Origin of the sequence: Burkholderia sp. MSHR3999, assembly GCF_000833595.1 — a bacterium.
Taxonomy (GTDB): Bacteria; Pseudomonadota; Gammaproteobacteria; order Burkholderiales; family Burkholderiaceae; genus Burkholderia; species Burkholderia ubonensis.
In genome coordinates this window covers 1585425-1608344 of record NZ_JRFO01000001.1, presented here as the reverse complement: position 1 = coordinate 1608344, position 22920 = coordinate 1585425, and the positions used below count along the sequence as shown (strand labels likewise).

Here is a 22920-nt window from a genome sequence, read left to right as displayed (position 1 = left end):
GTACCAAGATTTGGTACACCCTGCGCCGCGCCATCCCGTCAGACCAGAAACGCCTCGGTCAGCTTCACCCAGTACGACGCCCCCGTCGGCAGCACCGCGTCGTTGAAGTCATAGCCGGGGTTGTGCACCATGCAGCCGCCCTCTCCGTCGCCGTTGCCGATGATCAGGTAGCAGCCCGGACGCTGCTCGAGCAGGAACGCGAAATCCTCGCTGCCGGTCAGCGGCACCATGTCGTCGATCAGGTTCGCGTCGCCGACCCACTCGCGCGCGACCTGCTGCGCGAACGCGGTCATCTGCGCATCGTTGACGAGCACCGGGTAGCGGCGCCGGTAGTCGATCGTCGCGCTCGCGCCGAACACCGCGGCCTGCGCGTGGATCACTTCGGTGATGCGCGCCTGCAGCAGGTCGCGCACGTCCGGCTTCAGCGCGCGCACCGACAGGCGCATCTGCGCGTGCTCGGGAATCACGTTCGGCGCGTCGCCCGCGTGAATCGCGCCGACCGTGACGATCGCCATGTCGAGCGGCGACACGTTGCGCGACACGATCGTCTGCAGCGCGACGACGATCTGCGCGCACACGACGACCGGATCGATCGCCTTGTGCGGCACCGCGCCGTGGCCACCGCGCCCCTGCACGTCGACGATCACGGTGTCCGACGACGCCATGAACGGCCCCGGCAGGAAGCCGAACTTGCCCGTCGGAAAGCCGGGCATGTTGTGCATCGCGAAGATCGCATCGCACGGGAATTGCTCGAACAGGCCGTCGTCGAGCATCTTCTTCGCGCCGCCGAGCCCTTCCTCGGCCGGCTGGAAGATCAGGTTCAGCGTGCCCGAGAAGCACCGCTCGCGCGCGAGATGCTTCGCCGCCGCGAGCAGCATCGCGGTGTGGCCGTCGTGGCCGCACGCGTGCATCTTCCCGGGAATCGTGCTCTGGTACGGCAGGCCGGTCGCCTCTTGGATCGGCAGCGCGTCCATGTCCGCGCGCAGGCCGAGACGCTTCGCGCCATCGCCGACCTTCAGTTGCGCGACGACGCCCGTGCCGCCGAGCCCGCGATGCACGGCGTAGCCCCACGCCTGCAGCCGCTCGGCGACGAGATCGCTCGTCGCGAATTCCTCGAAGCCCAGCTCGGGATGGGCATGGATACGATGCCGGATGGCGGTCATTTCGTCGGCGAGGCCTGCGGGAATCACGCTGTGCGTCACGGTTCGTCTCCTGTGTCGAATGTGCGGCAAGGATAGTCCGCCGAACGTCAACCGGATAGACGAAATGTCGTCAGCCCGGCAACCGATGGTTGCCGGCTATCACGATGCAAGCATCGTCCGCGGGCGTCGCCGCTCAATCGGCCCAATCCTCGAACGACAACCCGTCGACGCGGCCGAATTCGCGCGTGTTGTGGGTCACCAGCACCGCGCCGGCCGCGATCGCGTGCCCCGCGATCGACGCATCGTTCGCGCCGATCGGCGTGCCGCGCGCCGCGAGCTCGGCGCGCACGGCGGTCGTCGCGTCGACGGCCGCCGCATCCCACGGCAGCACGCCGTCCAGCCGCGCGACGAATGCGGTCACGAGGTCGGCATGCTTCGGCGACGCCTTCCGGCCGATCGCGCCGAAGCGCATCTCCGCATAGGTCACGGCCGACACGACGATCCGGTGCTGCGCGCCGACGCACGACTGCAGCCGCGACAGGACGACCGGCGGCCGCTCCCGCATGATGTACGAGCAGATGTTCGTATCGAGCATGTAGAGCTTCGTCACCGGCCGGACTCCGTTTGCGCATCGTCGGGGCCGGACAGGTCGAAACGGCCGGATTCGACGACGGCCGGGCGCTCGACGAGGAAATCGGCATCCGCCAGCGGCTCGTGCGCGAGCGACGTCCACGTGGGACGCACGGGGCGAAGCAGCAAGGTGTCGCCCTCGCGGCGGATCTCGAGTTCCGTCACGCCTTCGAACTCCATGTCCTTCGGGATGCGGATCGCCTGATTGCGGGCATTCTTGAAAATGGAAACGGTGCGCATGATCCACTCCGGAAGCGAACGATGCGACCATTTTAGACATATGCGAGCATATGTCAATATCGATGCCCGCGTCCGGGACGCCGTGCGCCAGCCTGTCGCAATGAGTGCCTTGTCCATGAGCCTGCAGCCCTCGTCATGTGAAAGGCCCCATTTTTCACGCCTGCCTGCGCGCGGTCCATACGCCGAACGGCCAACGCGGGCACCCCGCCCCGTCACGGCAACCGGAACGTCTCGAAGAACGTCTCCCGGTCGATCATCACCAGCGCCGCGCGCTTGTGCGGGAAATCGAACTCCTTCAGCGTATGGAAGCCGAGCCGGTGCATGTACGCGATATGCCGCACGTGATCGACGCGCGGCTCGCCGACGAGCCGTTGCGTGCGCGGCTCGTCGACGAACATGTAATGCAGCACCCCGCTCCACCACGCGTGCAGCTTGCCCGCGCTCTGGAAGCGCGAATCGCCGATCAGCAGATGCAGCCCGCGATCGTAGTCGTGCGCGTCGTAGAACGGCGCAAGGCGGTCCTCCTTCGCCCAGTAGAACTCGAAATAGCCGAACGGCGTGTCGTCGAAGTAGCCGATCATCGGGTGCATGTGCGGATCGGCGAGCCGTTCCGCGAGATACGCGGCGTGCTCGTCGCGCGTGCCGCGCTGGTCCCAGAACTGCGCGACGCGATCGAGGTTCATCCAGCCGCTGAACAGGTCCGCGTGCGCGTCGACGTCGACCGTGCGCAGGCTGAAGGTCATGCCGACCTGCGGCATGTAGCGCGCGTAGATCTCGCCGGGCACGCTCGGCGCGCGCACCGGATGGCGTCGCTCGTTCGTCACCGTATAGCGCAGCGGCATGCCGCCCGAGCCCGGCGCCTTCAGCCACGGCTGCGGATGCTGCCAGAACGTCGCGCGCGACGCGCTCAGGTGCAGCCGGCCGTCCACGGGCCGCGCGTCGTCGATCACGCCCTCGCGCACCGCGCGCCCGACATACGCCGCGACCGCCGCGGGATCGGCGCCCGCGAGCGGCACGGCGAGCGTCGCCGACGCGCGCGGCGTCTCCGTGTTGAACAGCGCGGCGAATTCGGCGAGCAGCGCGGCCGGCTGATCGTCGGGCCGCCATGCGTCGAGGACGCGATCGGCGTCGTGCGCCGCGGATGCGGATGCGGATGCCGCCTCGCGCGCAGGCGCGGCGAAATCGACGGCATCCGCCGGACCGGCAGGGTTCGTCAGCGTGTCGGTCATCACAAGGCCCCCGCGTCGTGGCGGTCCGCGAGGATGCCAAGCCCCCGCTCGAGCGCCGGAAACAGGCTGCGCTGGAAGTTGTTCCAGCGCAGTTCGAGAATCGTGTCGTCCGGCGCGATCGGCGTGTCGAGCACGTCGCAGATCACTTCGCCGGAATCGATGCCGTTGTCGACGTAGTGGAACGACGCGCCCGTCATCGTCACCGGCTCGATCGCCGACGTCGCGCCGCTCGCCCAGTCGACCCGCTCGCCGCGCGCACCGTGCAGCGCATCGAGCGTCGCGTACGCGCCGCGCCGCTGGAACGGCGAGCCGTCCTCGGTGATGCCCGGGTGGATGTTCGCGATGCGCCGGTGAAAACGCGCGCCGGGCCGCACCAGCTCGTCGAGGATCACGAGCAGCCCGTCGAGCACGACGACGTCGGCGTTCAGTTCGAGCAGCCGCTCGAGCAGCCGGCGCTCGAACGCCGCCTTGCCCGCCGCGCGCTCGCGCACGGCGTGCACGTCGTGCACATCCCGCGGCAGCCGGCGGTACGTCGACGGAATCGCGCAGAACAGTTCGTCGACCGGCCGGCCCTGCACCGTGAGGCCGTCCGGCAGCAGCCACGGCCGCCCGGGCGTGCGCGCGAAGCCGTAGTCGGCGAGCTTCGCGCGGTCGGCGGGCGAACCGTCGTCGTCGTCGACGATCACGCCCGCGAGCGTGTAGCGCTCGCCGAGCGCCGAGCCGTTGAGCCGCTCGACGAGGAATTCGAGCGGCGCCTTCATGTAGCGCGTGCCGCCCTTGTAAGCGACCGGCTGTCCGGCGCGATCGGCCGCGCCGTTGCGCAGCGACTGGATGTAGACGAGATTTTTCTTCGGCATGGGTCGTGATGGGAAAAGGACGCCGCCCGCCGCGACGCGCAGGCACCGGCCCGCGAAGGCCGGCCCGCACGCCGCGGCGCGCGCCGTCACCAGTTGTATTTCGCGGTGGCGACCACGGTGCGCTCGTTGCCGAACATGCAGACCGAATACGACTGGCAGCCGCTGATGTAGTGGCGGTTGAACAGGTTCGTCGCGTTCACCGCGAAGCGCCAGTTGCGCACGTCGTAGTGGATCGCCGCGTCGTACACCGTGTAGCTCGCGACCGACAGCGAGTTGTCGGCCGCGCCGGCCGACGCGCTCTGGTAGCGCACGCCGCCGCCGAGCCCGAAGCCGGCGAGCGGCCCCGTGTGCCACGTCCAGTCGGCCCACAGCGACGCCATCTGGCGCGGCCGCGGGATGTCGACCGGCCAGTTGTTCAGCGACGCGTCGTTCGCCTTGATGTTCTTCACGTCCTGGTACACGTACGACGCGATGATCGACAGGTTCGGGCTCACCTTGCCGGTCGCGCTCAGCTCGATGCCGCGCGAGCGCACCTCGCCCGTCTGCACCGACGTCGTGCCGGCCGGATCGAGATTCGTCGGCGTCGGCGTGATCACGTTGGTCTGGTTGATCTGGTAGATCGCCGCGTTCAGCATCAGGTTCTTGCCGGGCGGCTGCCAGCGCAGGCCCAGCTCGATCTGCTTGCCGCGCGTCGGCTTGGCCAGCCCGCCGCCGAACAGGTTCACGCCGATCAGCGGGTTGAACGACGTCGCGTAGCTGACGTACGGCGACAGCCCGTAGTCGCCCTGGAACGCGAGGCCCACGCGCCCGCTGAACGCGGTGACGTCCGCCTTCGACTGCGTGCCGCCCGCGCGGTCGTCCTGCCGCATGTTCACCCAGTCCTCGCGGCCGCCGAGCGTCAGCACCCAGCGGTTCCACTTGACCTGGTCCTGCGCGTATACGCCGAACGTATTCATCGTCGTGTACGTGTCGGTGCGCCCCGTGGTGCTCGGATCCGCGAACACCGCGGTCGTCACCGGCGGCGACACGGTGTTGTAGAGATTCACGGGCGGCGCCGCCGCGATCCATTCGCTGTCGGTCGAGGTCTGCCGGTTGTACTGGAAGCCGAGCAGCAGCGTGTGCTCGAGCGGCCCGGTGGCGAAGCGCGCCTGTGCGTTGTTGTCGATGTCGAAGCGGCTGTAGTTCATCTGGAACAGGCCCGCCCAGCGCGACACGTCGGTCGTGCTGCCGTCGACGAAGCCCGCGCCCCACACCGAGCCGTTGTCGAGCGACAGGTGCATCCAGCGCACGTTCTGGCGCACCGTCCAGATCGAGTTCAGGTTGTGCTCGAACTGGTAGCCGAGCGACCACTGCTTCTTGCGGTAATGGTTGAAGCCCGGGTCGCCCAGGTACACGTCCTTCGACAGTTGCCCGTTCGGGTTGCCCAGCACCGTGCCCTGCGCGGGCAGGAAGTTCGACGAGATGTCGCCCCAGTCCTGCAGGTAGGTCGCGGAGACCGTCAGCGACGTGTCCGCGTTCGGCCGCCAGCGGAACGACGGCGCGAGCGCGACGCGCTGGTCGTTGTTCGTGCCGGTCAGCGCGTTGCCGTCGCGCGCGACGCCGACGAAGCGGTACGCGTACTTGCCGTCGGCGTCGAGCTTGTCGCCGACGTCGAACATGAACTGCTTGCGCGCATAGTTGCCGATCTCGACGCCGGCTTCACGCACGCGCTCGCCGTCGGCGAGCTTGGTCTGCACGTCGACGATCGCGCCCGGGTCGCCCGCGCCGTACAGCACCGACGTCGGCCCGCGCAGCACGGTGATGCTGTCGATCATGTACGGATCGACGCGCCAGCTCGCGAGGTTGATCGTATTCGGCACCTGCAGCCCGTTCACGTAGGCGGTCGGCGTGAAGCCGCGCAGCGCCGCGTACCAGTCGGAACGGTTGTCCGAGCCGTACGACGAGAAACCCGGGATATAGCGCAGCGCCTGGTTCACGTCGGTCGCGCCCGTCATCTCGATCTGCTGCGCGGTGACGACGTTGATCGTCTGCGGGATTTCGCTGATCGGCGTGTCGGTCTTCGTGCCGGTCCGGCTGCGCCGCGCGACGAGCCCGACCGTGCCGTTGCCTTCCGACGCCGCGTTGACGCTGATCGCCGGCAGCGTGCCCGGCGCCGCGCCGTTCGCCTGCGCGGCGGGGTCCGCCTTCACCGCAGGGTTCGGCGCCGCCTGGGCCATCGCCTGGCCTGCCGCCGCATAAAACGCCACGCCTGCCGCGGCTGCGATCGCACGCCGATGTGTGCCTCGACGCGTGCCTCGACGTGTCCCTGTTACCCACTCCATCTTTCGTTGCTCCACTTGTTTGGCGGCCTTTCGGCCGCCCTTTTTGTCAAAGCGCTACGGCCAGCCGGCCCGCGCTCACCCCGATTTCCTGTCGTGTCTGTGGCGGCCGGACGTCGTCGTCCGGCTGCGCGCGCCCGCTTTCGAGCGACGCGCAGATTTCGTCCGCGCGGCGCGCGAGCACCGACAGCAGCGTGTCGGACAAGCCGTGGCTGCCTTCGCAGTAGCCCTGCAGATAGATGCGCGGCGCGAAGTGCTCCGGCGTGTCGAGCCGGTAGTCGCGCGTCACGTCGCCGCGCTCGAGCGCGTCGCCCAGATGCGGCGCGAGCCCGTCGAGCAGCGCCGTGTGCGTGTCGCGCCGGTAGCCGGTCGCGAGCACGAGGCCGTCGAAGCGCTCGGTGTGCGCGGCGCCGCTCAGGCGGTCGCGCAGCGTCAGCTCGATCTGGCCGGTCGCGGTGCGCGCGGCGGCCTCGATCGCGCGGTTCGCGAGCAGCGCGTGGCGCGGCGCGCCGTCGACGCGCTGCAGGTACAGCATTTCGTAGATCTGCTCGATCAGCGGCCGGTCGACCACCGCGTAGTTCGTGTCGCGGTAGCGTTCGAGCAGCGCGCGGCGCGCGTCCTGCGGCTGCGCGTAGACGACGTCGGTGAACGCCGGGCTGAAGATCTCGTTGACGAACGGGCTGTCGTCGGCCGGCTTCAGCGCGCCTGCGCGCATCACGAGGCTCGCGTCGACGTGCGGGAAGCGCCGCGCGAGGTCGATGAACACCTCGGCCGCGCTCTGGCCCGCGCCGATCACCGCGATGCGGCGGCGCTCGCCGGCGCCCGCGTCCGCGAGCCGGCCGATGTCGGACAGGTACGTCGACGAATGGATCACGCGGTCCTGGCCGAGCGCGGCGAACGCGTCGGGGATCGCCGGCGCGCCGCCGACGCCGACCGACAGCGCGCGCGTGACGCGCTGGCGCTCGCGTCCGGCGGCATCGCGCGACAGCACGCGCAGCGCGTCGACGCGCGCGCCGCCGCCGCGCACCGGCTCGATGCCGGTCACGGTCTCGCCGTAATGGACGTGCTCGTCGAACGCGTCGGCCACCCAGCTCAGGTAGTCGTGAAACTCGACGCGGGTCGGATAGAAGTTCTTCAGGTTGATGAACTCGTTCAGCCGGCCGCGCTGGAACAGGTAGTTGATGAACGTGTAGCGGCTCGTCGGGTCGCGCATCGTGACCAGATCCTTCAGAAACGAGATCTGCATCCGGCAGTCGTCGAGCAGCATGCCGCGATGCCAGCCGAACGCCGGCTGCCGCTCGACGAAGCAATGCGCGAGCGCGCGCGTGCCGCTGCGCTCCGCGAGCCGCACGGCAAGCGCCAGGTTCGACGGCCCGAAGCCGACGCCGATCAGGTCGAATACGGTTTCTCTCTGCATGTCTCTCAGCTCCCTTGTCGGTGAAACCGGCGCGTCAGATGTGACGGCCGGCGAAGAACGCCTCGCGCAGCGTGCGCATCCACAGCGGCTGCGCGGCGGCCTGCGTCAGCCGGCGCTGCCGCGCGAAGCCGTGGCGCGCGAGGTGGTCGACGACGCGCGCATGGCCGGCCGGCACGGCGCAGCCGACCGCCTCGGTGCGCGGATCGTCGAGAAACAGGTAATGGACGACCGACGGCAGCCAGCCGGCGACGCGGTGCGGGCCGCGCCAGCGCGGCTCGCCAACCAGCATCCGCAGCCCGCGGTCGTGGTCGCGCGGCGCGTCCGGGCGCACTTCAGCCAGCATGGCGCGCCTCCGTGCCCGCATCCGCCGGTGCGTCGAGTCGCGCGCCGAGCGCGGCGAGCGTCGGCGCGGCGAACACGTCGGCCACCGTCAGCGCGTGACCGGCGCGGCACGCGGCATCGACGAAGCGCACCACGTCGAACGACGTCGCGCCGGCTTCGAACAGGTCCACGTCCGCCGCCGGTGCGGCCGATGCGAACGTGTCGGACCACAGCGCCGCGAGCGTGCCGGCCGTTCGAGAAGCGCAAACCTGGACCGGCGCGCGGGCCGCTTCGGTGACGGACGGCGCGTCGGGGCCGCCGAGCGCCATCCCGCCCGCCACGGCGAAGCGCTCGACCTCGTCGCGGTACGTATCGACGAGCGCATCGACGAAACGGCCGTCGAGCAGCTCGTTCGCATACGAGAACGCTGCGCTCACGCGGCCGTCCGGATGCTCGACGACGTCGAGCTCGAGCGTGAACACCACGCGGTGCCGCACGTCGTCGAATCCGGCGAGCGACAGGCCCGCCCAGTCGCGCGCGGCCGCGCCGGTCGGGCGCAGGTAGTTGAACATCACCTGGAACAGCGGATTCGCGGCCGCCGCGCGCGGCGCGCCGAGCGCGGCGACGACGTCCGCGAACGGCACGTCCGCATGCGCATAGGCGGCCAGCGCCGCGTCGCGCACGCGGGCCAGCACGTCCGCGCGGCGGTCGGCCGCGTCGAGGCGCGTGCGCACGACCACCGCATTGATGAACAGGCCGAGCGCGTCGCGCGCGGCGTCGCCGGTCAGCTCGCGCGTCGACGCGAGCACGCCGACCGGCTGGTCGGCCGCGCCCGTCGCGCGGAACAGCGCGGCGTTGAGCGCCGCGTGCAGCAGCATCGGCAGCGTCGCGTGCGCGGCGGACGCGGCGTCGCGCGCGGCGCGGATCAGCGTCGCATCGAATGCGAACGCGGTGCGCGTCGCGCGCCATTGCGGAATCGAAGGTGCGTCGGCGCGCTCGGGCAGCACGCGCCGCGGCAGGTTGGCCAGCGCGTCGCGCCAGTACGCGACCCGCGCGGGCGCGCCCGGCGCCGGCAGCACGAGCGGCGCGCCGGCTGGCGGCGTGATGTCGTCGCCCCGCACGCGTGCGACATAGCGCCGCCGGATCGCATCCAGCCACAGCTCGATCGATTCGCCGTCCGACACGATGTGATGGATCGCAATCGACAGCACATGATCGTCGGCGGCGAGCCGCAGCACGCGCGCGCGCCACAACGGCGCGGCGGCGCCGAGGTCGAACGGCGTCAGCGCGTCGTCGTCGGTCAGCGCGGTCGCGCGCGCCAGCGCGTCGGGCGAAGCCGACAGGTCCACAACCGGCAGCGCGACCGGCGCCGGCGCGTCGATCCGCTGCCCGGGCAGCGCGCCGTCGCGCGCGACGAGCCGCGTGCGCAGCGCCGGATGGGCCGCCGCCACGTCCGCGAACGCGGCGCGCAGCGCATCGGCGTCGAGCGGGCCGCGCATGCGCAGCGCGACCGGAATCACGTAGGCGGCGCTGTCCGGCTGCGCGCGCCACAGGAACCACAGGCCGAGCTGCGCCGGCGATAGCGGCCACACGCCGTGCGCGTCGGGCCGCAGCGCCGCCGCGCCGGGCGCGCGTGCGCCGACGTGCGCCGCGCGCGGCGCGTCGGCGACCTGCCGCGCATACTGCGCGAGCACCGGCGCCTCGAACAGCGCGCGCACCGGCACGTCGCGGCCGAGCCGCTCGGCGACGCGCGTCGCGACCCGCACCGCGGCGAGCGAGTGGCCGCCGAGCTCGAAGAAGTGGTCGCCGCGGCCGACCCGCGCGACGTTCAGCACGTCCTGCCAGATCGCCACGAGCGCGGCCTCGTCGCCGTCGCGCGGCGCCTCATACGCGCGCTCGACGCGCACCGGCGCGGGCAATCGCGCGCGGTCGACCTTGCTGTTCGCGTTGCGCGGCAGCGCATCGAGCACGATGATCTGCGCGGGCACCATGTAGTCCGGCAACGTGCGGCGCAGGTGCGCGTCGAGCGTCGCCGCATCGACCGGCTGCGCGGCCGCGCGCGCATCGTCGGTCAGCTCGACGTAGGCGACGAGCTGCGCGTCGCCGCGCTGCCCGTGCACGACCGCGCAGGCTTCGCGCACCGCGTCGTGCGCGGCAAGCTGCGCCTCGATCTCGCCGAGCTCGATCCGCAACCCGCGCAGCTTCACCTGGTGATCGACGCGGCCGATGAAGTCGAACACGCCGTCCGCGCGGCGCCGCACGAGGTCGCCCGTGCGATACAGGCGCGCGCCGGGCGCGCCGTACGGATCGGGCACGAAGCGCTCGGCGGTCAGCGCCGGCCGGTCGAGGTAGCCGCGCGCGACGCCGATCCCCTCGCCGCCAAGATACAGCTCGCCGATCACGCCGACCGGCAGCGGATGCAGCCGCGCGTCGAGCACGTGCGCGGTGCGTGCGCCGACCAGCGTGCCGATCGGCAGATACGCGGCGTCGCCGAGCTTCGCGAGGTCGTCGCCCGGGCGGAACATCCACAGCGTCGGCGTGACGACCGTCTCGGTCGGGCCGTAGCCGTTGACCACCCGCACGTTCGGCAGCGCGCGGCGCAGCATCGCGAACGCCTCGCGCGACGTCGCCTCGCCGCCCACCGTCAGCGAGCGCAGCGTCGGCGGCGCGCCGTGCGCGAGCGCCCATTCGGCGAGCTGCGCCGCGCAGCCGGGCGGCACGTAGGTCATCGTCACGCCGTCGCGCACCATCATCGCGCAGGTCTGCGCGGGCGGCCACAGCACGTCGGCCGTCACCGACACGGCCGCGCCCGACATGTATTGCGAAAACCAGCCTTCGTGCGCGCCGTCGAAGTTGACCGACTGGAACAGCAGGAACACGTCGTCCTCGCCCGCGCCGTAGCGTTCGGCGATCGCCGCGCAGTGCCGCGCGAACGACGCGTGGTCGACGATCACGCCCTTCGGCGCGCCGGTCGAGCCGGACGTGTAGATCGCATACGCCGCATGGCCCGGCAGCACGTCCGGCAGCGCGACGTGCGCAGCGTCGTCGAGCGCGTCGATCGCATCCGCGCGCCACACCCGCAGCGACGGCAATTCGGGGAGCGCGGCTGCGCTGTGCGCGTCGGTCAGCACGTGTTCGATGCGCGCATCGCCGACGATCTGCGCGAGCCGCTCGCGCGGATGCGCGGGATCGAGCGGCACGAATGCCGCGCCGGACTTCAGCACCGCGATCAGCGCGACGAGCAGGTCGACCGAGCGCTGCAGCGCGACGCCGACCCGCATTTCCGGGCGCACGCCGGACGCGACCAGCCGGCGCGCGAGCCGCGCCGCGCGCGCATCGACCTCGCCGCGCGTCAGGGCGCGATCGATGTCGGCCACGCCGCGCGCATCCGGCCGCGCCAGCGCATGCGCGGCGATGCGCGCATGCACGGGAATGAACGGTTCGTCGTCGCCGGCGTCGGGCGATGCGTTCCACGCGAACAGCTGCGCGCGCTCCGCTTCAGGCAGCCAGTCGAGATCGCCGACCGGCACGTCGGGCCGCGCGAGCGCGTCTGCCAGCAGCGTGACGAAGCGCTGCGCGAGCCGCGCGATCGCGTCGGCGTCGAACAGGTCCAGCGCATAAACGAACGCCGCGTCGAACGTGCCGGACGGCGTCGCCTCGACGCCGAGCGTCAGGTCGAATTTCGCGGACGGCGTGCCGGACGGCAGCACGGCCACTTCCAACGTGTTGCCGGGTGCGCCGAGCGGCGGCAGCGCGCGGCGCTCGCCGTAGGCAGCCATCACCTGGAACAGCGGATGGTGGCTCGCGCTGCGCGGCACGCCGAGCGCGTCGACCACCTGCTCGAACGGCACGTCCTGGTGCATCTGCGCGTCGACGAGCGCGCGCTGCGTGCGCGCGACGAGCGCCGCGAAGCCGTCGCCCGGCGTCACGTCGACGTCGATCGCCAGCGTGTTGACGAAGAACCCGATCAGCCCGGCCGTTTCCGCGCGCTCGCGGTTCGCGGCCGGCACGCCGACGCAGATTCGCGCGTCGCCGCTCGCGCGCGCGAGCAGCGCGTCGAGCGCGGCGAGCAGCACCGCGAACGGCGTGGCGCCGGTAGCCGCGGCGAACGCGCGCAGCCGCGCGGCGAGCGGCGCGTCGAGCGCGAACACGTGGCGCGCGCCGCGCGCGCTGCGCCGGGCCGGCCGCGCGGCGGCGCCGGGCAGCGCCAGCACGCCGCGCTGCGGGTCGAGCCGTTCGCGCCAGAACGCGAGCTGCCGGTCGCGCTCGCCGGCGTCGAGCCAGCGGCGCTGCCACAGCGCGTAGTCCGCGTACTGGATCGGCAGCGGCGCGAGCGGCACCGGCGTGTCGGTCGCGTACGCGCGATAGAACGCCGCGAGTTCGTCGAGCATCACGCCCGACGACCAGCCGTCCGACACGATGTGATGCACGGTCAGCGCGAGCCGGTGATGGGTCGCGTCGAGCCGGATCAGATGCGCGCGCACCAGCGGCGCGACGCCGAGGTCGAACGCTTGCGCCTCGTCCGCCGCCGCGACTTCGTCGGCGCGCTCGCCGCGCTGCGGCTCGGCGAGCGAGGCCAGGTCCGTTTCGCGCCACGGGCAGCGCAGCGGCGGATGGATCGTCTGCATGACGCCGTCGGCGGCTTCGTCGAAGGTCGTGCGCAGCGCCTCGTGGCGCGCGATCAGCGCGTCGCACGCGAGCCGCAGCGCATGCGCGTCGAGCGGGCCCGTCAGCGCGAGCCGCTCGGTGATGTGGTACGCGTCGCTCGCGTCGATCAGCCGCTGATGGAGCCACAGCCGCGTCTGCGCGAACGATGCCGGCACGCACTCGCTGCGCGGCGTGCGCGGCGGAATCGGCAGCACGCGGAAATCGATGCCGGCCGCGCCGAGCTTGTCGATGAACACCGCGCGCTGCGCGTCGGGCAGTTGCGCGAAACGCGTCGCGAGCGCCAGCCAGTCGGGTTGAACCGTCGTCATCCGTCGTCCTTATTGAATTTCCAGTTCGCCGAGCAAGGCGTCGATCGCGCTCGCCGCGTCGGTCGCGCCGCGCGCCGCGCACGCCGCGTCGAGCGCCTGCGCGCAGCGCGCGAGCGTGCGGGCGTCGAACAGCGTGCGCAGCGGCAGCGCAAGGCCCCAGTGCAGGTTCGCCTGCGCATGAGCCTGCGTCGCGAGCAGCGAATGGCCGCCGAGCAGGAAGAAGTCGTCGTCGCGGCCGATCGCGTCGATGCGCAGCACGCGCTGCCAGATCGCCGCGAGCGCGCGCTCCGTTTCGGTCGCGAGCTCGGCCGCGGCCGCCGCGTCGCGCACCGGCGCCGGCAGCGCATGGCGGTCGCACTTGCCGTTCGGCGTGACCGGCAGCGCGTCGAGCGCGATCAGCTGCGACGGCACCATGTAGGCCGGCAGCTGCGCGCGCAGCGCGTCGAGGAGCGCGGCCGGGTCGAGCGCGGCCGCGTCGCCGCGCGCGACGTAGCCGATCAGCTGCTCGTCGCGCACCACGACGACCGCGTCGTGCACGCCCGGCGCCGCGCGCAGCAGCGCCTCGATCTCGCCCGGCTCGATCCGCTGGCCGCGCAGCTTCACCTGCGCGTCGACGCGGCCGAGGTAGTCGAGTGCCCCATCGTCGCGGCGCCGTGCGAGATCGCCGGTGCGGTACATGCGCGCGCCCGGCACGAACGGATCGGGCACGAAGCGCTCGGCCGTCAGCCCCGGCCGGCCGAGGTAGCCGCGCGCGAGGCCCGCGCCGGCCAGATACAGCTCGCCGGTCGCGCCCGCCGGCACCGGCTGCCAGGCGGCGTCGAGCACGTGCAGCTGCAGGTTCGCGATCGGATGGCCGATCGGCACCGCGTGCGCGTGCGCATCGGCCGGGCCGCAAGTCCAGTGCGACACGTCGATCGCCGCCTCGGTCGGCCCGTACAGGTTGACGAGCGTCGCGCGCGGCAACAGGCGCGCGACCTTCGCGACCAGTTCGGGCGCAAGCGCCTCGCCGCTCGCGACGATCAGCCGCACGCTGTCGCATTGCGCGGCCGCGCCGAAATCGTCGAGATGCGCGGCGAACGCGGCCAGCATCGACGGCACGAAATGCAGCACCGTCACGCGGTGCGCGAGGATCGCGGCGGCGAGGCGCGCCGGGTCGCGATGGTCGCCGGGCGCGGCGATCGCGAGCTTCGCGCCCTGCGACAGCGGCCAGACGAACTCCCACACCGACACGTCGAAGCCGAACGGCGTCTTGTGCAGCACGACGTCGTCGCGCGTGAGCCGGTACGCGTGCTGCATCCACGCGATCCGGTTCGCGAGCGCGCCGTGCGTGTTGCCCGCGCCCTTCGGCTTGCCGGTCGAGCCGGACGTGTAGATCAGGTACGCGAGCTGCGCGTCGGCGGCCGCGACCGGCTCGGTCGCGTCCGGTGCGATGTCCTGCGCGAGCAGCTCCGCCACCGTCAGCAGCCGCGTGCCGGCGGCGTCGCCGAGCGCGGCTTCGACCTGCGCGCGCAGGTGCGCCTGCGTCAGCACGACCGCGGGCCGCGCATCGCGCAGCAGGTACGCGATGCGCTCGGCCGGATAGTCGGGATCGACCGGCAGATACGCCGCGCCGGCCTTCAGCACGCCGACGAGCGCGCTCACCATGTCGAACGAGCGCTCGACGCACAGCGCGACCGGCGTGTCCGGCTGCACGCCCTGCCGGCGCAACGCGGCGGCGATCCGCGACGTGCACGCGTCGAGCTCGGCGTAGGTCATCCGGTGCAGGCTGCCGTGCGCGTCCGCGTATTCGAGCGCGACTGCGTCGGGCGTCGCGCGGGCCGCCGCTTCGAATTGCGCGTGCAGCGGCAATTGCTGATGTGCCGGCCACGCGCGGGCGGTCGCTTCGCGCCGGGCGAGCGCGTCGCGCGCCGCGTCGTCGCCGATCGACAGTGCGCCGAGCAGCGCATCGGGCGTGCTCGCCAGCGCGTCGAGCGCGCACGCGAACGCGCGATGCCAGGTCTCGACCTGCCGCGCATCGATGCGCGCGGTGTCGTAGCCGTAGTCGATCGTCAGGGCCGCGCCGCTCTCGATCACGAGCGTCAGCGCGAAATCGGTCGCCTCGATGCTGCGCACGTCGCGCAGCGCGAGCGCGCGCGGGTCCGCGTCGTGCGCGGTGTCGTCGACCGGATAGTTCTCGAACACGACCAGCGTGTCGAACAGCGCGCCGCCGGCGCCGCGCGCCCAGCGCTGGATGTCGGCGAGCGGCGCATGCGCGTGCTCGGCCGCCGCCGCGTTGTCGCGCTGCAGCGCCTGCAGCCAGTCGGCCGCGCGCTGCTGCGGCGCGGGCGCGGTGATCACCGGCACCGTGTTGATGAACAGGCCGAGCACCGCGTCGACGTCCGGCAGCGCGTCCGGACGGCCCGCGACGGTCGCGCCGAACGCGACCGCCGGCTGGTGCGTCATCCGCTGCAGCGCGAGCGCCCACGCGCCCTGCACCAGCGTGTTGACGGTCAGCTTCAGCGCGCGCGCCGTGTGCGCGACGCGTGCGAATGCGTCCGCATCGATGCGGGCGCGCCATGTGCGCATCGCCGCGTCCGCGCGGTCGGCGGTGCGCTCGGCGATCAGCGTCGGCGCGTCGAGCCGCGCGAGGCGCCCGGTCCAGAAGCGTTCGTCCGCGTCGCGATCGCGCGTGCCGAGCCACGCGATGAAATCGCGGTAGCGCAGCGCCGGGCGGCTCGCGAACGGCGACACGGCGTCCGGGTCGCGGTAGTCGCGCAGCACGTCGGCGAGCAGCCGCGCGGTGCTCCAGCCGTCGAGCAGCACGTGATGGCGGGTCCACACGATGCGCCACGCGTCGTCCGTCACGCGGATCAGCGTGAGCCGCATCAGCGGCGGCTCGTTCCAGTCGAAGCCGCGCGCGCGGTCGGCCGCGAGCCAAGCGTCGAAGTCGGCGTCGAGCGTCGCGCCGCGCGTGCGCCAGTCGAGCTGCTCGACCGGCAGCGCCGCCTGCCGGTGCACGCGCTGCAGCGGCGCCGCTTCGTCCGGCATGATGCTGGTGCGCAGGATGTCGTGCCGCGCGATCGATGCGTCGAACGCGGCCGCGAGCCGGTCGGCGTCGAGCGCCGTCGCGGTCGCGACGAGCTGGTTCACGTAGCTCGCATGGCCCGGCGCGAACAGCGCGTGGAACAGGATGCCCTGCTGCATCGGCGACAGTGGATACACGTCGTCGATCGTGCGCCAGTCGAGCGGCGCGCGCTCGATCGCCGCCTGCGTGAGGCCCGCCGCGTGCGCGAGCGGGAAGTCGCCCGGCGTCGCGCCGCCGCCGCGCTGGGCGATGCGCGCCGCGCACGCGTCGACGAGCGCACGCAGCGCCGCCGCGAACCGCGCGGCGAACGCGTCGATCGTCGCGCGCTCGAACTGCGGCGCGCCGTACACCCAGTGCAGCTTCAGCGTGCGTCCGCCTTCGTGGTTTTCGTCGCGCATTTCGTCGTGCATTTCGTCGATATACGCGTGAATCGCGAGCGTGTTGCCGAGCGGCCCCTGCGGATCGCGCTCGACGCCGGCGCCGCCGAAGCGCGGCACGAGCGTCGCGTCGCGCGGCGCGTCGAACTGGCCGAGATAGTTGAAGGTCAAGCGCGGACGCGGCACCGCGGCCAGCGCCGCGCGCGTCGCCGCATCGCCGTAGTGCGCGAGCACGCCGAAGCCGAGCCCCTTGTGCGGCACCGCGCGCAGCGCGTCCTTGACCGCGCACAGCGTGTCGCGCGCGCTCGCCGCGACCGGCAGCGACACCGGGTAATGGCTCGTCAGCCAGCCGATCGTGCGGCTCGCATCCGCATCGTCGAACAACGCCTCGCGGCCGTGCCCTTCCAGTTCGACGCGGCACGACGCCGCGTCGCGCCCGTCGGTCAGCGCCATGGCAAGCGCGGCGGCGAGCAGCTCGATCGTCTGCGTGCGGTACGCGGCGTGCGCGTCGGCGAGCGCCGCGCGGGTCAGCGCGGCGTCGATCGTCTGCACGACGACGGCCGCGTCCGCGTTGGTCGCCGGCGCGTCCGGATGGTCGGGTGCGACGTCGTCGCCATGCGCCATGCCGGTCCAGTACGCGGTCTCGTTCGCGAACGGCGAGCCCGGATCGGTCGCCGCGCGCGCGAGCCGCGCGGCCCACGCGTCGGCGCACAGGCCCTGCAGCGCGAGCCGGATCGGCCGTTGCTCGCAGGCGGCGCGGTACGCGGTGTCGAGATCGTCGAGCAGGATTCGCCACGACACGCCGTCGACGATCGCGTGGTGGATCGCGACGAACAGCCGCGTCGCGCCGTCCGGCAGCCGCGCCGCGCACGCGCAGGCGAGCGGCCCGCGGCCGAGATCGAGGCGGCGCTGCAGCGCATCGAAGCGCGCGAGCGCGTCGGCGTCGTCGCGCGCGGTGACTTCGGCGAACGGCAGCGCGTCGTATGGGCGCCGGGCGTCGTCGGCCTGCCACGCGCCGTGCGCGTCGCGCGTGAAGCGCCGGCGGAACGATTCGTGATGCGTGAGCAGCGCGTCGAACGCGCGCGCGAACGCGGCGGGGTCGAACGACCCGCGCACGTCGAACGCGACCGCCTGGTTCCAGTGGCCCGGATGCGGCACGTCGAGCGCGAAGAAACGCTGCTGCGCGGGCGTCAGCACGCGCGCGGCGGCCGCCGTCGTCGCGGCCTGTGCGACCGGGGCGGGCTGTGCGACGTCTTCCGTCTTCGCGACGCGCGCCAGCTCGGCGAGCGTCGGGCCGTCGAACAACTGTTTCGGCGTGAAGCGCACGCCGCGCTTGCGCGCGCGGGCGATCACCTGCAGCACGAGGATCGAGTCGCCGCCGAGTTCGAAGAAGTTGTCGTCGCGGCCCACGCGCGGCGCCTTCAGCACCGCCTGCCAGATTTCCGCGAGCGTCGTCTCGACCGCGCCTCGCGGCGCGTCGCCTTGCGTGCTCGCGGCCGGCGCGGCGGCCAGCGCGCGCAGCGCCGCGCGATCGACCTTGCCGTTCGCCGTCACCGGCAGGCGCGGCAGCGCGACGATCTGCGCCGGCACCATGTAGTCCGGCAGCGCCGCCGCGAGCCGTGCGCGCAGCGCGGCCTCGTCGAACGCCGCGCCGTCGCGCGCGACGACGAACGCGGCGAGCCGCAGCCGGCCGTCGTGCTCGACCGCCAGCGTTTCCGCCTGCGCGATGCCGTCAGCCGCGCGCACGGCCGCGCTCACCTCGCCCGGCTCGACGCGATAGCCGCGGATCTTGACCTGGTCGTCGATCCGCCCGAGGAAATCGATGCGGCCGTCCGTGCGCAGCCGCACGCGGTCGCCGGTGCGGTACACGCGCGCGCCCGGCGTGAACGGATCGGGCAGGAAGCGCTCGGCGGTCGCCGCCGGCCGGCCCCAGTAGCCGCGCGCGACGCCCGGCCCGCCGAGATACAGCTCGCCGGTCGCGCCCGCCGGCACGCACGCGCCGAACGCGTCGAGCACGGCCGCGCGCGCGTTCGGCAGCGGCCCGCCAAGCGGCACACCGCGCGCCCCGTCGCGCCCATCGTCGGCCATCGACGCCGTGTCGCACGCGAGCGCGCCCACGGTCGCCTCGGTCGGGCCGTAGTGATTGATCACGCGGCACGCGGGCTTGAGCGCGGCGATGCGCGCGACCAGCGCCCACGTGAGCGTTTCGCCGCCCGTCACGAGCGCATGGCTCGGCAGCACGTCGGCCGGCGCGCGGGCTTCGAGCAGCGCCTGCAGATGGCTCGGCACGATCTTCAGCACGCCGACGTCGCGGCGGCGCATCTCGTCGGCGAATGCGTCCGGATCGAACGCGCACGACGCCGGCAGCAGATGCAGCGTGCGGCCCGCGCACAGCGCGCCGAACAGCGTCGTATGGCCGAGGTCGGCGGCAACCGTCGACACCATCGCGAACGACGCATCCGGCGCGAACGCGAGTTCGTCGAGCATGCCCTGCACGTAGTCGGCGAGCGCGCGATGCGACACGACGACGCCTTTCGGCGTGCCGGTCGAGCCGGACGTATAGATCAGGTATGCCCCCTGGTCCGGGTGCGGCGCGATGCGCGCGGCGCCCGCCTGCGCGAGCGTCGCGTCGGCCGCGAGCGCGTCGACGTCGAGCGCCTGCGCGAGCGTGCCGGCCGGCCATGCGGCGTCGCCGGCGACGAGCGCCGAGCGCGCGCGGCAATCGGCGGCGGCCGCCGCGAGCCGCTCGGCCGGCTGCGCCGGATCGAGCAGCACGGCCAGCGCGCCCGCCTTCAGCGCGCCGAGCAGGCCGACGACGAAGCGCGCCGAGCGCTCGATGCAGACGACGACCGGTTCCTCGGCCGCCGTGCCGCGCCGTTGCAGCGCGCGAGCGACGCGATCCGACGCGTCGTCGAGTTCCGCGAACGTCAGCGACGCCGCCGCATCGGCCAGCGCGACGCGATGCGGATACGCGGCAGCCTGCCGCGCGAATGCCGCGACGATATCCGCGTGCTCGGGTGTGAACACGCGGCCGTCGCGCGGCTGCCCCGCTTCATGTTTGCCATGCGCGCCGTCGCACGGCAGCGCCGTGACCACGCGCTGCGGATCGCGCGCGGCGGCCGCGACGAGCGCCGCGTAGCTGGCGAGCCACGCGCGCGCGGTGTCGGCGTCGATGCAGTCGGTCGCATACGCGGCGACCAGTTCGATGCCGCTCGCATCGTCGGTGAAATCCAGCGCGAAATCGAAGCGCGCGGCGAGATCCGGCCCCGGCGTCGCGACCGCGGTCGCGCCCGGCAGCGCGCTGTCGAGCCGCGCGTCGAACTGCTGCGCGAACTTGACGCGCAGCCATTCGTCGCCGCGCCGCACCGGCGGCTTCACCGCGTCGACGACGCGCTCGAACGGCACGTCCTGATGCGCATACGCATCGAGCGCCGCCGCGCGCACCGCATCGACCAGCGCGGCGAACGGCTGCGTCGGCGCGACGCGCACGCGCAGCGCGACGGTGTTCAGGAACAGTCCGAGCAGCGCGCGCGTTTCCGGGCGCTGCCGGTGCGCGACCGGCACCGCGACCACGACGTCGGTCGCGCCGGTCAGCCGCGACAGCCACGCGTCGAGCGCGGCCATCAGCACCGTGAAGACCGTCGCGTGCGCGTCGCGCGCGAGCCGGCGCACGTCGGCCGCGACCGCGTCGGGCAGGCGCAGCGACGTGCGCGCGCCGTGCAGCGTGCGCGTCGCGCCCGGCTGCCGGTCGACCGGCAGCGCGAGCGGGCCCGGCGCGTCCTGCAGCGCGGCGCGCCAGTAGTTCAGTTGCCGCTCGCCCTCGCCGCCCGCGAGCATGTCGCGCTGCCAGTCCGCATAGTCCGCGTACTGGATCGGCAGCGCGGGCAGCGCCGGCGCGACGCCGTTCGCATACGCGCAATAGGCCGCCGTCAGCTCGTCGAATGCGCAGCGCGAGCTCCAGCCGTCGGTGATCGCGTGATGGGCGGTCAGCAGCAGCCGGTGGCGGTCGTCGGCGAGCGCGACGAGCGTCGCGCGCACGAGCGGCCCTTCGGCGAGGTCGAACGGCGCGCCGGCGTCCCGCTCGGCGAGGATCGCCGCCTGCGCGTCGCGGCCGGCCGGCGGCAGGCCGCGCAGGTCGACTTCGGCGATCGCCACCGGCAGGCGCGCGTGGATCCGCTGCATCACGACGCCGTCGTCGTTTTCGACGAGCGTCGTGCGCCATGCGTCGTGCCGGCCGATCACGTGATCGAGCGCGCGCTGCAGCGCGGCGCGGTCGAGCGCGCCGTCGATCGTCCAGTGCGCGGCGATGTGATAGGCCGCGCTCGCGTCGCGCGTCTGCGCGAGCACCCAGAAGCGCTGCTGCGCCAGCGACGCCGCACGCTCCGCATACGGTGCGCCGGCCGGCGCGCCGGCGCGCGCCGCGATCGCGACGAGCGGCGCGCCGGTTTCGCGCTCCGCGCGGTCGATCGCGTCCGCCAGCGCGGCGAGCGCCGGGTCCGCGAACAGCATGTCGAGCCGCAGGTTGACGCGCCATTCGGCACGAATCGCCGCCTGCAATTGCATCGCCGCGAGCGAATCGCCGCCCAGCGAGAGGAACCGGTCGTCGCGCGACGGCGGCGCGTCGAGGCCGAGCAGCGTCTGCCAGATTTCAGCAGTGCGCCGCTCGGTGTCCGTGCGCGGCGCGTCGCCGGCTGCGCGGTCCGCGCGGTCGGTACGGTCGGCGGCGATCCGCTCGCGCAGCGCCGCGCGGTCGAGCTTGCCGTTCAGCGTGTACGGCAGCGCGTCGCAGCGCACGTACCGGTGCGGCTGCCAGGCGGCCGGCAACTGCGCGGCGACGTGCGCCTTCAGCGCCGCGTCGTCGGCCTCCGTGCGCAGCGCGACGCACGCGACGAGCCGCGTCGGGCCGCCGTCGGTTTCCGCGATCACGGCCGCGTCGGCGACGGCCGGATGCGCGCGCAGGCACGCGGCGATTTCCGCCGGCTCGACGCGCACGCCGCGCACCTGCACCTGATCGTCGAGGCGGCCGAGGTAATCGAACGCGCCGTCGCCGCGCACCCGCGCGAGATCGCCGGTGCGATAGACGCGCGCGCCGGGCGCGCCTTCCGGATCGGGCACGAAGCGCTCGGCGGTCAGCGCCGGGCGGCCGTGATAGCCGCGCGCGAGGCAGACGCCGCCGAGCAGCAACTCGCCGGCCGCTGCACCGTCGCCACCGTCGACGCGGGCAACGCGCGGGCCGATCGGCCGGCCGATCGGCAGCGCCGCGAACGCGTCGTCCACGGCGAGCGCGGGCGTCTCGCCCGGCTCGACCGGCCACAGCATCGGCGAGATCACCGCTTCGGTCGGCCCGTAGCCGTTGACGAGCCGCACCGCCGGGAAAGTGTCGCGCACGAACTCGAACGCCTGCTGCGGCAGCGCCTCGCCGCCGAACGCGAGCACGCGCAGCGCGGGCGGCACGCCGTCGCGCGCGGCGAGCGCCGCGAACTCGCGCAGGTAGGCGGGCGGAAACGCGGCGACACTGACCTGCTCGCGCACCATCAGCGCATGCGCGGCGTCCGGCGCAAACGGCTGCGGCGGCGCGACCGCGAGGCTCGCGCCGACCGCGAGCGGCGCGAGCCAGCATTCGTGCGCGGCGTCGAAATTGACCGACGCGAAATGCAGCAGCCGGTCGCCGGCCTCGATCGGCAGCGCGGCCGCGAGCGCATCGCAATGCGCGGCGAGCGGCCCGTGCTCGACGACGACCGCCTTCGGCGTGCCGGTCGAGCCGGACGTATAGATCATGTAGGCGGCCGCGCGCGGATGGACCGGCGCATCGCCTTCATCGACGCACGCGTCCGTTGCATCGGCATCGATTTCCGCGACGTCGAACGCGTGCGCGAACGGCGCGCCGAGCGCCGCGCGCCCCGCCGCGTCGACGATGCCGTGGCGCAGGTTCGCGTCGCGCACGATCCAGTCGAGGCGCGCGGCCGGATGGCGCGGATCGAGCGGCACGAACACGCCGCCCGCCTTCAGCACGGCCAGCAGCGCGACGAACAGCTCGCACGAGCGCTCGACGCACACGCCGACCCGCACCTCGGCGCCGACGCCCGCCGCGCGCAGCCGCCGCGCGAGCTGCGACGCGCGCGCATCGAGCGCGCCGCGCGTCAGGCGGATTTCGGTCGGAAAGGAGACGGCGAGCGCGGGCGCGTCGGGCGCGCGGCGCGCCAGCTCGCGAATTCGGTGATGCAACGCAGTCGGGAAACTCGTCATGGGCGTGAAGTCCTTCAGGTCCGGCCGCTACGGCCAACTCACGGCGCCGCGCTGGGCGGCTTCACTGGTGTGACGAACGGCGCGGCCGGTTTTTTACCGTTTT

Annotated in this window: 9 protein-coding genes and 1 pseudogene; all 10 read right to left on the bottom strand. The window is 73.0% G+C overall.

Annotated elements, in window-relative coordinates:
- Window positions 1-38 precede the first annotated feature (38 nt).
- Window positions 39-1202 (bottom strand): M20 aminoacylase family protein, encoded by a 1164-nt coding sequence (locus KY49_RS07490; RefSeq protein ID WP_042584007.1) that lies wholly within the window; start codon window positions 1200-1202, stop codon window positions 39-41.
- 133 nt (window positions 1203-1335) lie between these two features.
- The gene (locus tag KY49_RS07485) at window positions 1336-1752 is read right to left on the bottom strand and encodes a PIN domain-containing protein (RefSeq protein ID WP_010092406.1); all 417 of its coding nucleotides are present in this window, start codon (window positions 1750-1752) and stop codon (window positions 1336-1338) included.
- A complete protein-coding gene (gene vapB / locus KY49_RS07480; protein WP_010092407.1) occupies window positions 1749-2012 on the bottom strand; it encodes a type II toxin-antitoxin system VapB family antitoxin in 264 nt (87 codons plus the stop codon). Before vapB ends, KY49_RS07485 begins: the two co-directional genes overlap by 4 nt.
- 212 nt (window positions 2013-2224) lie before the next feature.
- Window positions 2225-3241, bottom strand: coding sequence for a GNAT family N-acetyltransferase (locus tag KY49_RS07475; RefSeq protein ID WP_042584006.1), 1017 nt, complete (start codon window positions 3239-3241; stop codon window positions 2225-2227).
- The gene (locus tag KY49_RS07470) at window positions 3241-4098 is read right to left on the bottom strand and encodes a formyltransferase family protein (protein ID WP_042584005.1); all 858 of its coding nucleotides are present in this window, start codon (window positions 4096-4098) and stop codon (window positions 3241-3243) included. Before KY49_RS07470 ends, KY49_RS07475 begins: the two co-directional genes overlap by 1 nt.
- 86 nt (window positions 4099-4184) lie before the next feature.
- On the bottom strand, window positions 4185-6419 hold the full coding sequence (locus tag KY49_RS07465) for a TonB-dependent siderophore receptor (protein ID WP_042584004.1): 2235 nt from the start codon (window positions 6417-6419) through the stop codon (window positions 4185-4187).
- Between the two features lie 46 nt (window positions 6420-6465).
- Window positions 6466-7833, bottom strand: coding sequence for a lysine N(6)-hydroxylase/L-ornithine N(5)-oxygenase family protein (locus KY49_RS07460; protein WP_042584003.1), 1368 nt, complete (start codon window positions 7831-7833; stop codon window positions 6466-6468).
- Between the two features lie 34 nt (window positions 7834-7867).
- Window positions 7868-8152, bottom strand: a pseudogene (locus tag KY49_RS07455) (GNAT family N-acetyltransferase); the annotation flags it as partial.
- A gap of 13 nt (window positions 8153-8165) precedes the next feature.
- The gene (locus KY49_RS07450) at window positions 8166-13130 is read right to left on the bottom strand and encodes a non-ribosomal peptide synthetase (RefSeq protein WP_042584001.1); all 4965 of its coding nucleotides are present in this window, start codon (window positions 13128-13130) and stop codon (window positions 8166-8168) included.
- A 9-nt stretch (window positions 13131-13139) separates the two neighbouring features.
- On the bottom strand, window positions 13140-22817 hold the full coding sequence (locus KY49_RS07445) for a non-ribosomal peptide synthetase (RefSeq protein WP_042584000.1): 9678 nt from the start codon (window positions 22815-22817) through the stop codon (window positions 13140-13142).
- Between the last annotated feature and the right edge of the window lie 103 nt (window positions 22818-22920).

Bases quoted from the DNA above. Each gene is read 5' to 3' on its own strand.
- vapB (WP_010092407.1), bottom strand. From the start codon at position 2,012: ATGCGCACCGTTTCCATTTTCAAGAATGCCCGCAATCAGGCGATCCGC.
- KY49_RS07475 (WP_042584006.1), bottom strand. From the start codon at position 3,241: ATGACCGACACGCTGACGAACCCTGCCGGTCCGGCGGATGCCGTCGAT.
- KY49_RS07470 (WP_042584005.1), bottom strand. From the start codon at position 4,098: ATGCCGAAGAAAAATCTCGTCTACATCCAGTCGCTGCGCAACGGCGCG.
- KY49_RS07465 (WP_042584004.1), bottom strand. From the start codon at position 6,419: ATGGAGTGGGTAACAGGGACACGTCGAGGCACGCGTCGAGGCACACAT.
- KY49_RS07460 (WP_042584003.1), bottom strand. From the start codon at position 7,833: ATGCAGAGAGAAACCGTATTCGACCTGATCGGCGTCGGCTTCGGGCCG.
- KY49_RS07450 (WP_042584001.1), bottom strand. From the start codon at position 13,130: ATGACGACGGTTCAACCCGACTGGCTGGCGCTCGCGACGCGTTTCGCG.
- KY49_RS07445 (WP_042584000.1), bottom strand. From the start codon at position 22,817: ATGACGAGTTTCCCGACTGCGTTGCATCACCGAATTCGCGAGCTGGCG.